The sequence below is a fragment of the Streptomyces achromogenes subsp. achromogenes genome, assembly GCF_000720835.1.
Lineage (GTDB): Bacteria > Actinomycetota > Actinomycetes > Streptomycetales > Streptomycetaceae > Streptomyces > Streptomyces achromogenes.
The window spans coordinates 164,673-180,031 of sequence record NZ_JODT01000008.1 but is presented as its reverse complement, the minus strand read 5'-3'; the positions used below and the strand labels follow the sequence as shown (position 1 = coordinate 180,031).

At 69.8% G+C, this 15,359-nt stretch carries 15 protein-coding genes and 1 pseudogene; 7 read left to right on the top strand and 9 right to left on the bottom strand.

The genetic code is table 11. The features are described 5' to 3' along the window. Positions 1 to 23: 23 nt before the first annotated feature. The gene (locus IH25_RS39260; protein WP_107058359.1) at positions 24 to 548 is read right to left on the bottom strand and encodes an ATP-binding protein; all 525 of its coding nucleotides are present in this window, start codon (positions 546 to 548) and stop codon (positions 24 to 26) included. Positions 549 to 751: 203 nt separating this feature from the next. Between IH25_RS39260 and IH25_RS0110585 the strand changes: the two genes are divergently transcribed. Both IH25_RS0110585 and IH25_RS0110580 read left to right on the top strand, forming a co-directional pair. After that, positions 752 to 2,197, top strand: coding sequence for a carph-isopro domain-containing protein (locus tag IH25_RS0110585; protein WP_030606448.1), 1,446 nt, complete (start codon positions 752 to 754; stop codon positions 2,195 to 2,197). Between the two features lie 10 nt (positions 2,198 to 2,207). Beyond that, entirely contained in the window at positions 2,208 to 3,161 is a 954-nt protein-coding gene (locus IH25_RS0110580) for an FAD-dependent oxidoreductase (protein WP_030606446.1), read from the top strand. Positions 3,162 to 3,209: 48 nt separating this feature from the next. Here the strand turns inward: IH25_RS0110580 and IH25_RS41580 are convergent. Continuing rightward, a pseudogene (locus IH25_RS41580) lies at positions 3,210 to 3,913 on the bottom strand (nucleotidyltransferase domain-containing protein). Positions 3,914 to 4,107: 194 nt separating this feature from the next. On the opposite strand from IH25_RS41580, the gene IH25_RS0110570 reads away from it, so the two are divergent. Together IH25_RS0110570 and IH25_RS0110565 are read left to right on the top strand one after the other, a co-directional pair. Then, positions 4,108 to 4,461: an SPDY domain-containing protein gene (locus IH25_RS0110570; protein ID WP_030606443.1), complete on the top strand. Its 354-nt coding sequence runs from the start codon at positions 4,108 to 4,110 to the stop codon at positions 4,459 to 4,461. 172 nt (positions 4,462 to 4,633) lie between these two features. Further along, entirely contained in the window at positions 4,634 to 5,455 is an 822-nt protein-coding gene (locus IH25_RS0110565) for an SPDY domain-containing protein (protein ID WP_030606440.1), read from the top strand. A 249-nt stretch (positions 5,456 to 5,704) separates the two neighbouring features. On the opposite strand, the gene IH25_RS0110560 is transcribed toward IH25_RS0110565, so the two are convergent. From IH25_RS0110560 to IH25_RS0110535, 6 genes are all read right to left on the bottom strand, one after another. Next, on the bottom strand, positions 5,705 to 6,085 hold the full coding sequence (locus IH25_RS0110560) for a hypothetical protein (protein WP_030606437.1): 381 nt from the start codon (positions 6,083 to 6,085) through the stop codon (positions 5,705 to 5,707). Between the two features lie 108 nt (positions 6,086 to 6,193). Next, a complete protein-coding gene (locus IH25_RS0110555; protein ID WP_030606434.1) occupies positions 6,194 to 7,930 on the bottom strand; it encodes a relaxase/mobilization nuclease domain-containing protein in 1,737 nt (578 codons plus the stop codon). After that, on the bottom strand, positions 7,927 to 8,553 hold the full coding sequence (locus tag IH25_RS0110550) for a plasmid mobilization protein (RefSeq protein WP_394298424.1): 627 nt from the start codon (positions 8,551 to 8,553) through the stop codon (positions 7,927 to 7,929). The genes IH25_RS0110555 and IH25_RS0110550 overlap by 4 nt, the downstream gene beginning before the upstream one ends. A gap of 48 nt (positions 8,554 to 8,601) precedes the next feature. Beyond that, positions 8,602 to 9,888 carry a hypothetical protein gene (locus IH25_RS0110545; RefSeq protein WP_209445300.1) on the bottom strand — a complete coding sequence of 429 codons (1,287 nt, stop codon included), beginning with the start codon at positions 9,886 to 9,888 and terminating at the stop codon, positions 8,602 to 8,604. A gap of 231 nt (positions 9,889 to 10,119) precedes the next feature. Beyond that, positions 10,120 to 10,821, bottom strand: a complete 702-nt coding sequence (locus tag IH25_RS0110540; protein WP_030606423.1) for an ATP-binding protein — start codon at positions 10,819 to 10,821, stop codon at positions 10,120 to 10,122. Further along, a complete protein-coding gene (locus IH25_RS0110535) occupies positions 10,818 to 11,750 on the bottom strand; it encodes a hypothetical protein (protein WP_030606421.1) in 933 nt (310 codons plus the stop codon). The genes IH25_RS0110540 and IH25_RS0110535 overlap by 4 nt, the downstream gene beginning before the upstream one ends. Positions 11,751 to 12,259: 509 nt before the next feature. On the opposite strand from IH25_RS0110535, the gene IH25_RS0110530 reads away from it, so the two are divergent. The 3 genes from IH25_RS0110530 to IH25_RS0110525 are packed head-to-tail and all read left to right on the top strand — an operon-like array spanning position 12,260 to position 14,513. Further along, on the top strand, positions 12,260 to 12,517 hold the full coding sequence (locus IH25_RS0110530; protein ID WP_030606418.1) for a helix-turn-helix domain-containing protein: 258 nt from the start codon (positions 12,260 to 12,262) through the stop codon (positions 12,515 to 12,517). 46 nt (positions 12,518 to 12,563) lie between these two features. Continuing rightward, entirely contained in the window at positions 12,564 to 12,944 is a 381-nt protein-coding gene (locus IH25_RS39255) for a helix-turn-helix domain-containing protein (RefSeq protein ID WP_078844199.1), read from the top strand. A gap of 51 nt (positions 12,945 to 12,995) precedes the next feature. Then, a complete protein-coding gene (locus IH25_RS0110525) occupies positions 12,996 to 14,513 on the top strand; it encodes a LacI family DNA-binding transcriptional regulator (protein WP_030606415.1) in 1,518 nt (505 codons plus the stop codon). A gap of 259 nt (positions 14,514 to 14,772) precedes the next feature. On the opposite strand, the gene IH25_RS43080 is transcribed toward IH25_RS0110525, so the two are convergent. Beyond that, positions 14,773 to 15,285 (bottom strand): endonuclease domain-containing protein, encoded by a 513-nt coding sequence (locus tag IH25_RS43080; RefSeq protein WP_037654696.1) that lies wholly within the window; start codon positions 15,283 to 15,285, stop codon positions 14,773 to 14,775. Positions 15,286 to 15,359: the final 74 nt, after the last annotated feature.

Below are 15,359 nucleotides of genomic sequence, written 5' to 3'. Positions count from 1 at the left end.
ACGGGTTTGGGCAGGCGTGGACATCAGGCGCCGGCAGACGAAGGGCACGGCCTGTGGGTGAGTCGGCACCAGGCACGAGAGCCGTTGGCGCCAGTCGTCAGCGACCAGGCATCGGCCAAGGCATCGACGATGACCAGTCCCCGTCCTGATTCGGCCTGCTCGTCGGGAGCGGTAGGAGAAGCGGGTGCCGGGCGGGAACAGCCGCCGTCGGTGACGGTGATCTCGATCTCCAGGCCGCCGCTGGCCAGACTCCTGCGGTCGACGCACAGAACCAACGGAGGACTGCCCGAGACGAAGGCGTTCGTCGCGAGCTCCGACCCGATCAGGCGGGCGTCAGCAAGTACGTCCGTCTCAGTGCCACGCAGCGCCAGCGTCACGGCGCCCCGGGCGACCTCGGCCGCTTCCGGTCCGTACGGCAGATCCGTGATCAGGGTGGTCGTGCCGTCGCCAGCGACGAGCCCGCGTCCGGGGGCGGAGGTTGGTCGTCCGACGTCACGGTCCAGCACATCGCCCGGTCGGCCTGGGGAGGTGCTCGTGTGCTGTCTCAAGGCCCACCTCTTTCTCCGTCGGCTCGGAAGACGGGCGCCTCCGCCGGGATCCAAGAACACAGGAGGGGGACGGTCAGGCAGGACCCGATCAGTGGGTCAACTCGGTCAACTTCCATGCGGCGGTGGTGAATCGTCCGTCCAGGGGCATCACCATTGGGCTCGCGAAGTGATGGACGAACCACTGGAGCGAAGGGTGGTCGCACGTGGCACCGCAGACAGGCGAGCCCAACGCCGTACTGGCGGAGTGCCTCGACGAACTCGGGTGGAGCCCGAAGGCGCTCGCTCGCAAGCTCAACCGGGTCTTCGGCGCGGGGACGGTGGCCGAGTCGGCGCCGTACCACTGGAGGGACGCCGGCTCCCTGCCGCGCTCGCCGTTGCCGATGATGGCCGCCTACGTGCTCACCCAGGAGCTGGGTAGGAATGTCTCGGTGGCCGAACTGTGGCAGGGCCGTGTGGGCGACTCGTCAGCGCTGGTCCCCGCGGACACGGATCTCGCGCGGCCTTGGACCGCGCAGGGCATGGAGGCGATCGTGGAGGACTGGGTGATGGGAGGGCTTGTCGACCGTCGCCGGTTCCTCGCGATCTCGGGCGCGGGACTCCTCGCGATCGTCGCCCAGTACCTCGACGGCACCGCGGGACGCGGCCAGTACACGCCTCGAATGACGTCGTCGCTCGGCACCGATCCACTCGTGGACCAAGTGGAGCAGCATCTCCCCATGCTCCAGTTGCTCGATGACGAGCACGGAGGGGCACGTCATCTGCCCTACGTTGGAGCGCAGTTCCGGGCTGTCGGACTGCTGATTCGCGAAGGCGGCCACCCTCCGGCTGTCGCGAGCCGTCTGATCCGCGCGCTCGCGGAGATCGGTCAGCTGGCCGGCTGGATGGCCTTCGACGCGGCCGACCACGGACTGGCGCAGCGCTACTTCGTCACGGCGCTTCGGGCCGCGCATCAGGTCAATGATCTCCCTCTGTGTGCCCACATCCTGGGCGACCTGTCCTTCCAGGCGGCGAGTCGAGGACACCCCGCGGACGCCATCGCCCTCGGTGAGGCCGCCCGCCGTGCGAGCGACGCCGCCCCGCTGGCCGTCCGGGCGTCCGTCCTGTCCCGGCTCGCCTACGCGTACGCCGCCGCCGGCCGTGACAACGACTTCGCCCACACTCGTGGCGCTGCCCGTGAACTGATCGCAAGCCGGGACGGCCGCCAAGAAGAGCCCCGCTGGATGTACTTCCTCACCGACAACCACCTGGACTGCCAGGCTGGTTACGGCCTCATCCAGATGGGTCGTGCACAGCAGAAGGCGGAGAGCGGAAAGAAGAGCCGTCGCTTCCTCGCCCAGGGGACCGAGATGCTCAGGTCCGGGGCGTACGACGTGCCGCGCGGCGACCCAAGCCAGCGCCGAGCCATGTTCGAGGGAGCCTGGCTGGCCCTGGGACACAGCGCGCACGGGGACCTGGAGGCAGCCTGCGAGATCGGCCAGATCGCCGCCGACCGCCTCAATGTCGTCCGCTCGCCTCGCAGCGCGGCGCTGCTCCACCAACTTGCCGCCGACCTCCGTCGCCGACAGCGCAACCCTCATGTGCGCGGCTTCCTGCCAGCCCTGGAGAACGCCCTCGCCCAACACGCCCCATCGAGGCAACCCGGCCGTTAGGGTCAGGTTCATGACCGCAGGGGAGCGCGCTGTCGTTGTCGGGGCTGGGGTGGCTGGACTCACCACGGCCGTTGTTCTCGCCGAGGCCGGGGCTTCGGTGCACGTGATCGCCCAGCAGGTGCCGGGGGTCACGTCGCTGGCGGCCGGGGCGATGTGGGGGCCTTACTTGGTCGAACCGAAGGACAAGGTCGACCAGTGGGGACAACGGTCCCTGGAGATCTTCCGCGAGCTGGCCCAGGACCCGGCGACGGGCGTCCGGCTCACCAGTGGCATCGAGGCGTCCCGCACGGCCGAGGCCGCGCCGGACTGGGCCACCACTTTGCCGGGTTTCCGACCGTGCGAGCGGGCCGAACTACCGGCCGGGTTCACGGCGGGTTACCGGTTCACCGTGCCACTGATCGACATGCCCACCTACCTCGACCACCTCCTGCGCCGACTCCGCGACGCCGGAGGTGTGGTCGAGCAGCGACGGCTGACCTCGTTCACGGACGCCGGTCCCGCTTCGGCAATCGTCAACTGCGCGGGCCTCGGGGCACGCGACCTGGTCCCGGACCCTGACCTCCGGCCCATCCGCGGTCAGCACGTCGTCGTCACCAACCCCGGGCTGACCGAGTTCTTCTCCGAGGACACCGGCCTCTCCCCGGACCTCCTGTGCTTCTACCCCCACGGCGACACCGTCGTCCTGGGCGGCACAGCGATCGACGGCGAAGGCGATCTGGCCCCCGACGACAAGGCGGCTGCCGGCATCCTCGCCCGCTGTGCCGAGGTCGAGCCCCGCCTCGCCGAGGCCCGTGTCCTGGAGCATCGGATCGGCGCTCGACCGACCCGCGCCACGATCCGTGTGGAGAGCGACCGGTGGGAAGACGGCACCGTGGTCGTGCACAACTACGGGCACGGGGGTGCCGGCGTCACGCTGTCGTGGGGATGCGCCGAGGAGGCTCGGGCGTTGCTCTCCGCCAAGTGATCTGCATGTGGAAGAACAGACGTTGCGATGTCCGCAGCGCGGGATCGCTCAGGGCGCCCCGACACGCTTGTAGCCGAACCACAACCGGCCACCGGTCTGTCCGAGCACCTCGTCCACGACGGCCACGAGGGTCTCTGCTCTCCCGTCTAGTACCTCCTGTAGGCCGTGGTGGAGGCGTGTGCTGAGCCCTGGCGCGGTCGTCTCAAGACGGCGTGCCAGCCACTTCCCACCGCCACCCCACGACCCGCCAACGGCCAGTGCCAGCTCACCGGTGCGTCGGACCAGTTCGGTCGCGATGAACAGACGCTCGCTCTGGTCGTTGGTTCCCGCTAGGTCGTCGAGGAGGTCGGTGATCGCGTAGCGGCGGTCGTCGATCTCTTCCGCCAGCACCGGGGCGGTCCCGCGGCGGTCAGCTTCCGGGCCTGTGCGGCGAGGCGGGCTCCGAGTCCGTCGGTGTCGAAGAGCAGGAGCCCGTCGGCACACATCCACAGCAGCGGTGATCTGCGCTTGCGTAGTTCCCGTTCGGCGTAGGCGTGCCACGTCGCCTCGGTGTGCACGAACATCTCCACCGGCCAGTCGGCGTACTGGAGGCTAGCGCGGTAGGGGGCGGGGGTTCCGTGGAGCAGGGCCACGATGTCGAGGTCCGATGTGGCCGTTCGGCGGCCGGTCACGACGCTGCCGCCCAGGAACGCGGCGCGCGCTTCGGGGTGCTGTTCATCTACGACGGCGCGTGCGGCATCGATCGCATCCATGCGGCAACTATCAGCACTGCCCCCACCGCGCGCACGCAGTTTTCCGCAGTTGGACCGTGATGTCGGGCGCTCTGAATCTTTAGTTCGCCGGGGGCAGACAGCAAAGATCCACGAATGACTGGTCAACGCCGCAGCGGCATGTGAACCTGGACGACCTTCTCGTAAGACGGACCAGGTCAGAGAGGTGATTGGCTGTGACTGCGGCACCCCAGGGTCCCGGATTCTCCACCACGGTAGAGGCCCTGCGGCTGCGTGAGTGGCTGCTCGGCCCGGGCCAGGCCACGGTCGTGATGGATCAGTTTTCCGCCGACGACTTCCACCTGGTCGTCGACGACCGCGCGGACGTACACGTCAACTCGAAGGATGGATCCTTCTATCTCGGTTGGTTTCCATCTGGCCGCCCTGGTACCGACGGCGAGGGTTGGAAGATCGCCGTCACCGGTACGGCCAAGGTGCGCGGCTACCAGATCTCCTTCGACACCGAGACGCCGGCGGACGTCGTCGCCGCCGCAGTCGCTCGTGTGCTGGAGACGTCCCAGCGGGTGTGACAGCCAGAGGCTCGAGTCAGCGCTCTTGGGGGAGCCCGTCGTCTGATCTGTCTGTTGAGGGAGAGACGGGCGGCCCGGTCGTCTGCCACCCGAGGCCGCCGCGAAGCCGGCCCGACACCTCCATCCAGTCGCACGCACCGCTGGCGGCATCAAGCCTCCGGCCCCCAACCTCTTGGAGGCGTACCTGCATTCCGATTTCCCGATCGATCCACCTGCTCTGGCTGGTGTCCCGTCCGCGTACTGGGTCGGTCCCCGGCACCTGGCCGGTGACGACGGCCGCCTGTACGACGCCGTCGCTGACACGCTCGCCGGCCTGGGTTGGACGAGCCTGACGATCGTCCGCGGGCGCCAGGAGCCGGACGAGGCGCCGGAGGACCGCCAGGTCCTGCGCAGCACCGTCCTGCACATCAGCCCCGACTCCCTGCGGTGGGCGCAGTGGGGCCTGCCGGACGAGCCATTCCACCTGGGGAACCTGCCGATCGCCTGGCAAGTGTCCGCTCGTACGGACCCGAGCAGCCCGCTCGCCCAGTGGTCGGCCTACTTCACCCCCGAGGTCCCGGGGGAGATCATCGCCGGCTTCCTTGCCGCGCTCGACGCCCGCGATCGGCCCGCCCTGCCGTGCGGTGGGCCCGAGCTGGTCCTCGACGCTGTTTCGGCGCACGGGTGGCTGCGCGACGTCGACCAGCCCGGCACAGGCGCGGTGGATCCAACGTTCGCCTCCCACGTCCGCCTCGGTGAGGTGCCGCCCCTCATCCAGGACGGCAACCTCCTGGGGCTGGTGGCTGAGGCTGACGAGGCGGCCTTGGCCGGGTGGCAGGCGTGGGCCGAGCCGGTGCTCGGCGCGGGCTACCTGTGGGCCGCGTCGTTCAGCAGCAGCGTGCCGCACGACCTCGTCGCCGCCTTCGCCGACTCCCTCAGCTCCAGCGCACCGGTCCTGCGGCGGGTGCTGCCCGAGAGCACACGCGACCGGCTCCTGCGCGCTCCAGCCAACTGAGGGCCATCCAACGCATGGAAGCCGGGCCTCCCCTCGGGGAGGCCCGGCTACGTGCTGCTGTGCCGTGGCTGGCGTCACCGTGGCGCCACGGTCCGCGGTTACAGGGAGCGGTTCGTCACTGCGCGCCCCGTGCTTCATTCGCGGCAGCGCGTTGGGCCGGCTACCGCCTGAACTCCCATGGCTCTGTGTGTCAGAGGCTGGCTCCGTCTTGGGAGCGGAGCACCGCCATGTTGGTCCTGTGAACCCTGGCTAGAAGGTGTACGGGGCGAAGGGATGGACTGGTTCGACGATGAGCCCGAGGAGGTGATCGAGCTCGGCTCGCTCCTCCTCGTTCATGAGCTCGACGGCGTTGCCAAGCTTCTTCTCGGTGAGCCGCTCCATGAATGGGGCCAGGAAGCGCTCCAGAGCATCCGGAGCTTCGTCCATCGTGCGCCGGTACTCCCGGTATCGCTTGAACTGCTCCTGAATCTCTTCGAACTCGACGCGGGTGGCACTGAGGACCAGGGCCCGTTCCTCCTTACTGAACGGGCGCCCGTCGAGGTGGTTCCACGTGTTGGCTTCACGCTTGCGCTTGATGTCCGCGTCGCAGAGCAGGACGACGATCTCGGGCCGGGCTTGCATTGTGGGCATACGGGTGCTCCTCACAGGAGTGGGGTGGGTGGAGGCATCAATGATCCGGAGAATCGGCGGTTTGCCCAACCGGCGATCGTCGGCTATGTTCCGCCGGCTTTTCGCTGGTCAGCGCCGACGGCTGGGGTCGTTCAGGCCGCCCTGCGTCGGCAACGCGCGGGGCGCCGAGGACCCTTGGCGCCGACTGCCTCGCGCGGGTGTGTCGTGCGGGGACTCGGGCAGGGCGGGCAGGTAAGCGCTGCGCCGCAGACGCCATACCAGGACGTCGCTGATGGAGGTGGCGGTGTCGAGCTCGCGCCGTCCGGCGGCCTCGGTCAGCAGGGCTGCCGGGTCATGGCCGGCCTTCCGGGCGTCGTCGAGGGTGGCGGCAAGGGCGGGCCAGCCGGGCTCCGCCTGGACCCGTGCGGCCAGATCCGGCAGCACCTCATGCAGGAGGTCGGCTTGCCGCTGCCGAGCACGCAGGGCCAGACGTTGGCCTCGCTGGCGGAGGACGGCCATGGACTCGGCCGCAGCGGCTTGGTAGGCGGCGCGCAGGTGTTCGGCCGCCTGCTGGGCCGCTGCGGCCTGCTGGCTGTGATGCTTCTTCGCGTGCCAGTTCGCCGCGGCGATCGCGAGGAAGAAGGCCATGTCGATGAGCATGGCGGTGGTGGCGCCGTCTTCCCCGCGGCCCAGGGCGGGTCCGCTGTGGACGAGGTCGCGGGCGGCCTGACGCAGGGCGCGGTCGTGCCCGCGTACAGCCTTCACGTGGGAGCGGCTGGCACGCTCGAACACGAACGCCGCCTCGCGCAGCTCAGCGCGGGTGTGGGCGGCGGAGGTCTTGGCCAGCGCGTCCAGGACCTCACCCGCCGCGGCGATCTGGGCCGCTGCTGCACCGTCGTCACCGTTATCGATGATCAGCAGCGCCTGCCAGGTAGCGGCGGTGGCCCGACGCCGCGCGAACGCGGGACCTGTCACGTCCGGCAGGACCGGCTGCTCCGGCCGCGAACCGTCCGCCGAGGCTGCGGCCTCCCCGGGCAGGGTCCAGCGTTCGCGGATGCGGGGCAGGGACAGATCGGCTGCGAGCGTGGAACCCGCGTAGAACACCGGCTCCTTCTCACCGTTGCGGTCATCGGGCAGCGCGACCTTGTAGCCGAGCAGATCACCTGAGGGCGCGACGCGCTTGCGGATCAGCAGACCGGCGGCGGCCAGGCGGTCGAAGAACTCCTCCTCGCTGCTCGCGCCGGCCACCGCGCGCCGTACGGTCTCCCGCAGCTCCTCGCGTGCAGGGCGCTCCCTGCCCTGTCGTTCGGCCTTGTGCCGTTCCGCGCTGGTGGCCCGCTTGGCGGCGGTGCCGTCCCCGGGCGCGACTTGGTGCAGGCCGAGTTCCTTTTCGATCAGGCGGCACTCGGCCTGGGCGCGTTTGCCGGAGCGGTGGTGGTCGGGGCGGCGGCCGTCCTCGCGGACGAGGGTCGCGATGATGTGGATGTGGTCGTCGGCGTGACGGACGGCTGCCCAGCGGCAGCCGGCGCCGTCGCCGGGGTCGATGCCGGTGGCGGCGACCATACGGCGGGCGATGTCGCCCCACTGCTCGTCGGACAGGATCGGATCGTCAGGCGCGGCGCGCACCGAGCAGTGCCAGACGTACTTGTCGGGACGCCGGTCCGCGTCGAGCAGGGACAGCGTTTGGTCGAGGAGGTGCTGGAGGTCCTTCTTCGTGACCGAGGGGTCGCGGCCGGGGTCGGGGGCCATGCCGTCGAAGGAAGCGACAAGGTGCGGATCGATGTGCTCCTCGTGGGTGCCCTTGCCGTACAGGTAGTGCAGGAGCCCGAGGGCGTTGCTGCCCTGCTGGTGGATCCGAGGGATCAAGCCGCCTCGCCCTCCTGCCCGTTGGCAACCCTGTCGGCTGCCCGCTGGACGGCCTGTGCGGCACGCTGCAGATCGTCGAGGGCAGCGGCGAAGTGCGGTGCGTCGGCACCGGAGTTGAGGGCCTTGGCGATCTGGTTGACGTTGCCACCCGCCCAGCCGAGCTGACGGCGCACACCGAACAGGGCAGTCAGGATGTCCCGCTCGGTGGCGATGGCCGCTGCGGTGCGGGACTGGTCGCGGGCAGCGGCCAGCGCGGAGTGGGCCATGAACCCGGCCACGCTCATGCCGACGTGGTCGGCGCCGGACTGGATGATGGCGAGTTCTAGCTCGTTGAGGCGGACGCTGTGAGCGGGGCGCTGCTTCTTGTCACGCGGACGCGACTTCCCCCTCCTGGCCTTGCCCTTGCGGCTGGCCTTGCCTGGCTGCGGTCCGCCCCCGGTCGCAGCCTTCCCGTCCGGCGCCCCCTGGCGCCGGACGGGCCCCGCCACCCCCGGGGCGGGGTCAGGCTCGGGCGCTCCCCCTGCGGGGGAGTGTCCGGACCTCCAACTTGCTCCGCCTGGGGCAGGGGTGATCGGCAGCGATTCACCGTGGGTGGTGGGGTCTTCGTGGTGAGGGGTGTGCATGGGGCCTTTCGGGTCGGGGTCTGGTCGGGAGTGCTGGTGCTGCGGGGATCAGCGGGACGCAGTACCGGCTACGGCTTTGAGGTGGGCCTTGAACTCGCGGACGACTCGTCCGACGCCGTCGCTGGAGACGGTGTAGCCGACGGCGCGCAGGGCGTCCTCGACCCGGTCGCGTCCGACGCTGCCGGTCTCCTCGTAGATGCGGCGAGCGTGCTTGAGGATGACCTCGTCGGAGGCACGGGCTTTGCCGACGTCACGTTTCTTCCGGGCAGCCGCCTTCCGTTCACGCCTGCCCGACCCGTTGCCCGCGCTGTTGCCCGTCGGTGCTGGGCTGTCTTCGGCTTCTGCGCGGGCGGGCAGCCCGGGAACCGGGCGGGCAGGCTGCGGGCGGGCAGCCGGAGGGAGCTCGTCGTCACCCGGATCTGACGGGTGCGGGCGGGCAGTTTCCTCTGCCCGCGGCAGTTGTGCCGTGCGGCCGGAGCGCAGGCTGCTGTGCCCGGATTCCCGGGCGGGGTTGGAGGCCGGGACTTCCCAGCGCGGCGGGAGCGCGATGGAAGCGAGGCCGAGGGCCTGCTTGCGGGTGGCGAGCTTGCGCAGCAGCAGCTTGTCCTGGAGCGGGTCGCTGTCGACGTCGGCCCGCTCCAGGGCCTCGTGCAGGCGCTCTGTCAGACGTCGGCCCCGTCGCTTGCCGCGCTGGCGGTCGGTCATCGACTCGGCGCGCAGGATCAGGGCGACGGCTTCGCTCAGCGCGCGGTCGCGGATGAGGCGGGCGGCATCGGCGTCCTGGTCGGCGATGCCGAGCCGGGCCAGGAGGCGTTCGCGAGCCTGGCGAACGAGGATGGCGGCCAGGCCGCGTGAGGCGGCGTCGGGGGCGCGGTGGCGCAGCTCGATGCCCATGGCCAGGTGCCACAGCATCGCAGCCATGACCGGGCCGACGAAGGCTCGCACGGTGCCGCCGACCAGTCCGGACTCGGCGTAGGCGGGCAGAACCTGGACTGCGGTGATGACCCAGGTGAGGGTGCCGGGCAGGCCGGGAGCCTGTTTCGGGCCGTTGAGGTTCTGCCGGGCCATCAGGGCGGTGGCGAACAGGGCCAGCTCGGCGGCGGCGAACATCGCGACGCGCTCGGCGGTGCCGCCCATGTCGAGGTAGTCGGCGGCGAACCGCCAGCTGGTGTCCGCGCTGTAGGCGGTGCAGCCGAGGGCGGCCACGGCCGCGACCGGCACCGCGACAGTCCCGCGCCAGCGGTTGGTCTGATGCTGCCGGCGGCGCTGCTGGCGGATCAGCCACACGGCGAGCAGGACGAGCAGCACGGGCGGGATGAGGAGCGCCACGGTCATCACCGGGGAGGTGGCCCAGTCAGGGAGGAGCGGCGTGCCGCTGATCCGTATGGCGAGGTGGACGGGGCTGTGAGGAGGCAGGAGGGGGCTCCAAGGCGTCAAGGATTGAGGGCGAAGGGCGAATCGACGGAGCGTTGAGCACCGCCTGCGCGAGTGGCTGGCGCGGGCAGGGCTGGTGTGAGCGCGGGTGATGCGGCGGGGTCGGCCAGGAGAGGGCGCTGAGGCGGCCAGTCAGGCGGCGGGCGCTGTGCGGCGTCGTCGGTCGGGGCCGTCGAGGATGACGCGCTCCGTCATCTCGGCGAGGCGGGAGGCGACGCGGTCACCGAGGGTGACGCGCAGCTGCTCCATCGGAAGGTTGGTGGTGATGAGGGTTGGGAGCATGTGCTCGTACCGGTGGTTGATGAGCCGGTAGGTCAGCTCCTCGGTCCATTCGCTGGTCTTGGCCGCGCCGAGGTCGTCCAGGAACAGCAGCGGACAGCGCGCCAGGGTCTGTAGGTCACGTTCGGCGTCGTGACCGGCGCGGGGGCGCAGGCGCGCGTGGAAGTCGGCGGTGGTGGTCGCTTCCCAGCGCAGACGGACCCCTCGGGCGAGCAGGGTGCGGATGGCGCCGTACGCCTGGTACGTCTTGCCGGTGCCCGTGGGGCCGGCGATCAGCAGCGACGGGCCTTCGGCGATGCCCGGCCCGCCGGGGCCGGGGCGTCCGGCGCGGGCGATCTCGTCGGCCCAGGCGGTGACCTTCGAGTGGTCGGCCAGGGCTCGGCGGTAGCGGGCGGGGATCCTGGCGTCGGCGAGTTCCAGCGCGGTGACGGGCTCGGCGTGCCCTTCCTCGACGGCGGCGGTGGCGAGGTCGATGCCGCGACTGGCAAGGATGCCGTTGAGCCGGTCGGCGAGCGGGCCGACCCGGTGGGGCTCGCGTGTGAGGGTGGCGGTCAGAGGTCACCTCCGTAGGCGGCTTCGACATCGGCGGGGTTTGTCCACGACCTGTGGACAACCGGCACGGTGGGGGTCGCGTTCATGGCCTCGTGCACGAGGCTCGGCAGCGTGCTGGGATGCAGGCCCTTGGCACGGTGCCGTTCCAGGCCGGCCCGGATGTGGGCGGGGGCGATGCCCTCGCCGAGCAGCTTGCGCACCTCGCGAGCGAGATGGCCGAGGACGTCCTTGGGCGGACGGTGTGTGCAAGCGGCGGCGTACTCGGCGATGAGCTCGTTGGCCGAGACGGCGTGGGGTGCGGGGGCGCTTGCGCCCCCCGAAGGGGTATTTCCTAGATCCATGATCCTAGGTCCTAGATCCGGACGCTGAGGAGTCACCGCTCCCTCACTGAGCCCTCCTCGCTGCCTCACGGAGGGCTCACTGAAATCGCCCTGACCTGCTGTTTCGTCATCGGTGACCGGATTCACCGCAGGCTCGCGTATTCGCCTGGAGCCCTCACGGAGGGCTCCGTGAGGCTGCGGTGCGGGCTCCGTGACGCCCACTCCTGCAGCCGACGCATCGACGCCAGGCGCGGTGCGAGCCTGCGTGTCGTGGTGCGGGCAGGCTGGAAGACGGCTCGCGCTGGGGCGATTGATCTTCTGATGCTGCCGCCAAGTGACGATGTGCAGGTAGCGCTTGTCGCCCGGACCCTTGTAGCGGCATATCAGCCCAGCGTCGGCGAGCTGGGCGAGGTCCTGCTCGACAGCGCCAGGCGTGTGTTCCGGGCGCAGAACCCACAGCTGCCCGGCGATGATCGCGGCGTGGTCGCGGTGGCGCCCCTGGTCGTCAGCCTGGGTGAGCAGGCCGAAGAAGGTGCGCTCGGCGGTCAGGGAGACGGCGGCCAGGGACTCGGAGACGAAGGCTTCCGGCTTGATGGTGCGGATTCGTGCCAAGAGGGGCGGTCCTCACTCGGTGACCGGTGGGCTGGGTGCCCACGGTTCACCGTCGGTCGGGGGCGGGTCGGGCGTGAAGGGCGGGGATGTCGGGCCGTTGACGCGGGAGCGTTGATGGCCGCTTGCGCTTTCCGAGGTGTCGTCAACATAGCCACACCCACAGCGCGCAAGTCCAGCCCTATCTGGCGCAATCTCTCACGGCAGAAATGCCGCTGGAAATCGAGTCGGCGAGGGCGGTGCGAAAACGGTAGGGCACGATCGGCGGTTGACCAAATAGTTGCCCCGCATCCCGAGCCAGAAGGATCACATCGGCAAGCCGTTGACGTCCCGCGAGCGACGAAGCTACAACACAACACCCCACGTCAGAGAGGCTCTCTGGTGTCGGGGCACGTTCGGGGATCCGGCCCTGCGCAGCACCCCGATCGCCTCGCTCACCGATTGAGCGCGGCGCAACATAGCCGACGATCGCCGGTTAACCAAACCGGCGAATGCACGCTACAACTGGAGCCATGGCAGCACGATCTCTGGAAATAGGGCCCGCAGGAATGCTGGCGGCTCGCACCATCGAAATCCTTCGCACGGAACGCGGCCTTGGGCAGCGCCAACTCGCCGCGCGGTGTACCGCTTTGGGCCGTCCTATGTCCAACACAATGCTGTCCCGCATCGAACTCGCCAAGCGGCGATGCGATATCGACGACCTCGTCGCCATCGCCACAGCCCTGCAGGTGTCACCCGCCGCCCTCCTCCAGGGGCCGGGTGCCGCCTGAGCCGCCCACGCAGCCCTCCCCAACCTCCCGACCAGGAGCCGCCCCCTTGCACCGATCCACGCCCGCGCCCGTCCCCCACAGGCCGTCCGACGCCCCTCCACCCCGCCTCTACCGCCCCGAAGAGATCGCCGACACCCTCGGCTGCTCGGCCTGGTGGGTCAAGGACCGAGCGCGACGGCGCCTGATACCGCACACCCGGGTCGGTCGTGCCTACCGCTTCACCGCCGAGCACCTCGCCGAGATCATCCGCCTCTACGAGCAGCGGCCGGCCCAGCCCGCGCAGACACCCGCACGGGCGACCGAGCCGCTCTCCGAGCCCGGTACGCAGACCGGCTCCGCGCAACCTCGCCGCCCTGCCGTTGCTCCGACGACCCGCCTACGGGCCCGCCCGCCGCGTCGACAGCAGCAGTACGGCACTGTCGCGTGACCCGATCGAACCTGCCGTAGCCGAGGACAACCAAGAGGGGGACAGCGGAACTTGGGTTTCGCGGAGAAGCGCGGAAACTACTGGCGTGGCCGGTACAAGGTCGCGCCCGGCAAGCACAACACGGTCGTCGACAACAACGGCAAGGCGATCAGGTTCGCCACCAAGGGCGAGGCCCAACGGGCAGCGGCCGAGGCCGAGAACAAGTACCGTCGCGGCGACTGGCGCGACCCGGCCCTCGGCCAGGAGACCTTCGGCGAGTACGCGAACCGCTGGTACGAGGCCCAGGACCTGGCCGCCTCGACCATGCAGAACTACAAGCGCCACATCGAGGAGCACCTGCTCCCCGAGTTCGAGGACAAAGCGCTCGCCGGCATCCTGCGCACGGACGTCGACCTGTGGGAGAAGAAGGAGAAGGCGCTCTATGCCGCTTCCAGCGTAAAGACCTGGCGCTCGACGCTCCACCTGATCTTCGAGGACGCGATCGACGAGGGCCTGATCACGTCCAACCCGGCCGCTCGGCGGCGCGGACGGGGTAAGCGCGCCGGCCGCTCCCGAGACCGTGGTCCGGAGAAGGTGGTCACCGACGCGCTCGGCATCCTGCTGACCGCCGAGCGCGCCGCCCTGCTCTCCGGCCGCGACGACGAGTTCGTCGCCGTGGTCCTCAAGGGATACACCGGCATGCGCTGGGGCGAGATCGTGGGCCTGGAGACCGCGTTCGTCCGCCCTGGAGCCGTCCGGGTCGAGTGGCAGCTGTACGAGCTCGACACGGGGGAGCTGGTGCGCTGCCCGCCGAAGGACGACAGCTACCGCACCATCGACTCGATGGACTGGCTGTCGGCGCTGGTCGCCAACCACATCGCCCGCACGAAGCCCAAGCCGTGCCCCTGCCACGGCAAGACCTACGTCTTCCGAGGACAGGGCGCGGCCCGCACAGGCGGCCACCAAGGCGCGAAGCTCGTCGACGTCGCCCGCCGTGCCGACGTCTCGACCGGCACGGTGTCCAACGTGCTCAACCACCCGGAACGGGTCACCGAGGCCACGCGAGAGAAGGTCGAGCAGGCCATCGCGGACCTGGGGTTCGTGCGGGGCGGCGTCGTACCGGAGCATGCCGCCCACTGGCGCAGGAACGGCTTCGCGACCTGGCTGTTCACGCCGGCGGTCTCCGGCTGGTACCCGAAGAAGGCGCCGCAGGAGCCACGGCCGGTGCCCCTACTCGGCGAGCCGTGGCCCGGCGTTCCGGCTCGAGGCCGAGGTGCCACCGATCGGGCCGACGCCTGCTGGCTCCCGATAGCCAAGGGACTTACGCCCCACGGCCTTCGCCACACCCACCGGACGATGATGGAGGACCTGGGAACCGAGAAGGTGCTCATGGACGAACGCATGGGCCACATCGACGGCTCGGTCTCGGCACGCTACGCGCACGTCACCCATGGCATGCGAAAGCGGCTTATGGTCGGGCTGACCGAGCAGTGGGAGATGGCACTCGACGCCCGGCTGGCGATTCATCCCGCGTCCCCGGTGCGCGTCCTTAACAATCTCCTGCACGCGCGGGAGGAGTCCGCAGTCTGACGACGCCTAAGTGATGCGTGACACCCGCCCCCACGCGATTCACCGTGTGGGGCACAGTGCTTGCTTCGTGTAACCGCTGCTTCGATTGTCTGGGATGAGATGGCGAAAGCTTCACTCCCGTACGAGGCAGTGACAAGGGTTCATGACCTGTGGCGCGTTCGAGCGGTTCCTCGTCGTATCGGCGGACGGCGCGAGTGCGCATCGAACTGGATAAGTCCGAGCCCGAGGAGGAGCCAGTAGATGTGCTCGCCATGGCGGACTAGGAGAAGGAACTGGGCCCGGACTGACGGCGCTTACCGGAACGTACCGCAGCAAGATCGCGGAACCGCAGGTGCCCGGCAAGGCGGAGGCGCCGAGCCGGAGGATTCGCCAAGTAGTCGTTCATGCGCTCCCAATCTTGCCGGTCGATCGGAAGGGCCTCATACCAGGCAACACCGCGCATGTTGCATCCGGCGCACAGGAGGCCCCGGACACACCCGCCGCAAATGAAGTCCCACGGCTGACAGCACTGGTGGTCGTGGTCGACGTGCCAATACGAAGTCTCTTCGTCTCCTCGGGGCCCCCGCCCACACAATGCACATACATGGTGTTGGTGTTCCAGGATGGCGTGCATGTCGCTCGCCTCTAGGTTGTACCGCCGCGCCTGACGCGCTATGACGCTACAGCTCAGGCAATGGCCCCTAACCCGTCCGCCGACGCCAAACCGGTAGGGGGCATCGCACGCCTCACAGTCCAGCAACGACTCGTCGGTGAGCGGAATCCCGTAAGACATGCCCTGACAGTAGCGGGAGCCACTGACACCAGTTCACTCTCGATCGCGCAGGCTTCACTCACCGCGCACGGGAA

What these genes read in the sequence shown, in the direction of transcription:
- IH25_RS0110560 (WP_030606437.1), bottom strand. Translation starts at nt 6,085, where the DNA reads ATGCCCACAATGCAAGCCCGGCCCGAGATCGTCGTCCTGCTCTGCGAC.
- IH25_RS0110545 (WP_209445300.1), bottom strand. Translation starts at nt 9,888, where the DNA reads ATGACCGTGGCGCTCCTCATCCCGCCCGTGCTGCTCGTCCTGCTCGCC.
- IH25_RS0110580 (WP_030606446.1), top strand. Translation starts at nt 2,208, where the DNA reads ATGACCGCAGGGGAGCGCGCTGTCGTTGTCGGGGCTGGGGTGGCTGGA.
- IH25_RS0110550 (WP_394298424.1), bottom strand. Translation starts at nt 8,553, where the DNA reads ATGCACACCCCTCACCACGAAGACCCCACCACCCACGGTGAATCGCTG.
- IH25_RS0110530 (WP_030606418.1), top strand. Translation starts at nt 12,260, where the DNA reads ATGGCAGCACGATCTCTGGAAATAGGGCCCGCAGGAATGCTGGCGGCT.
- IH25_RS43080 (WP_037654696.1), bottom strand. Translation starts at nt 15,285, where the DNA reads ATGTCTTACGGGATTCCGCTCACCGACGAGTCGTTGCTGGACTGTGAG.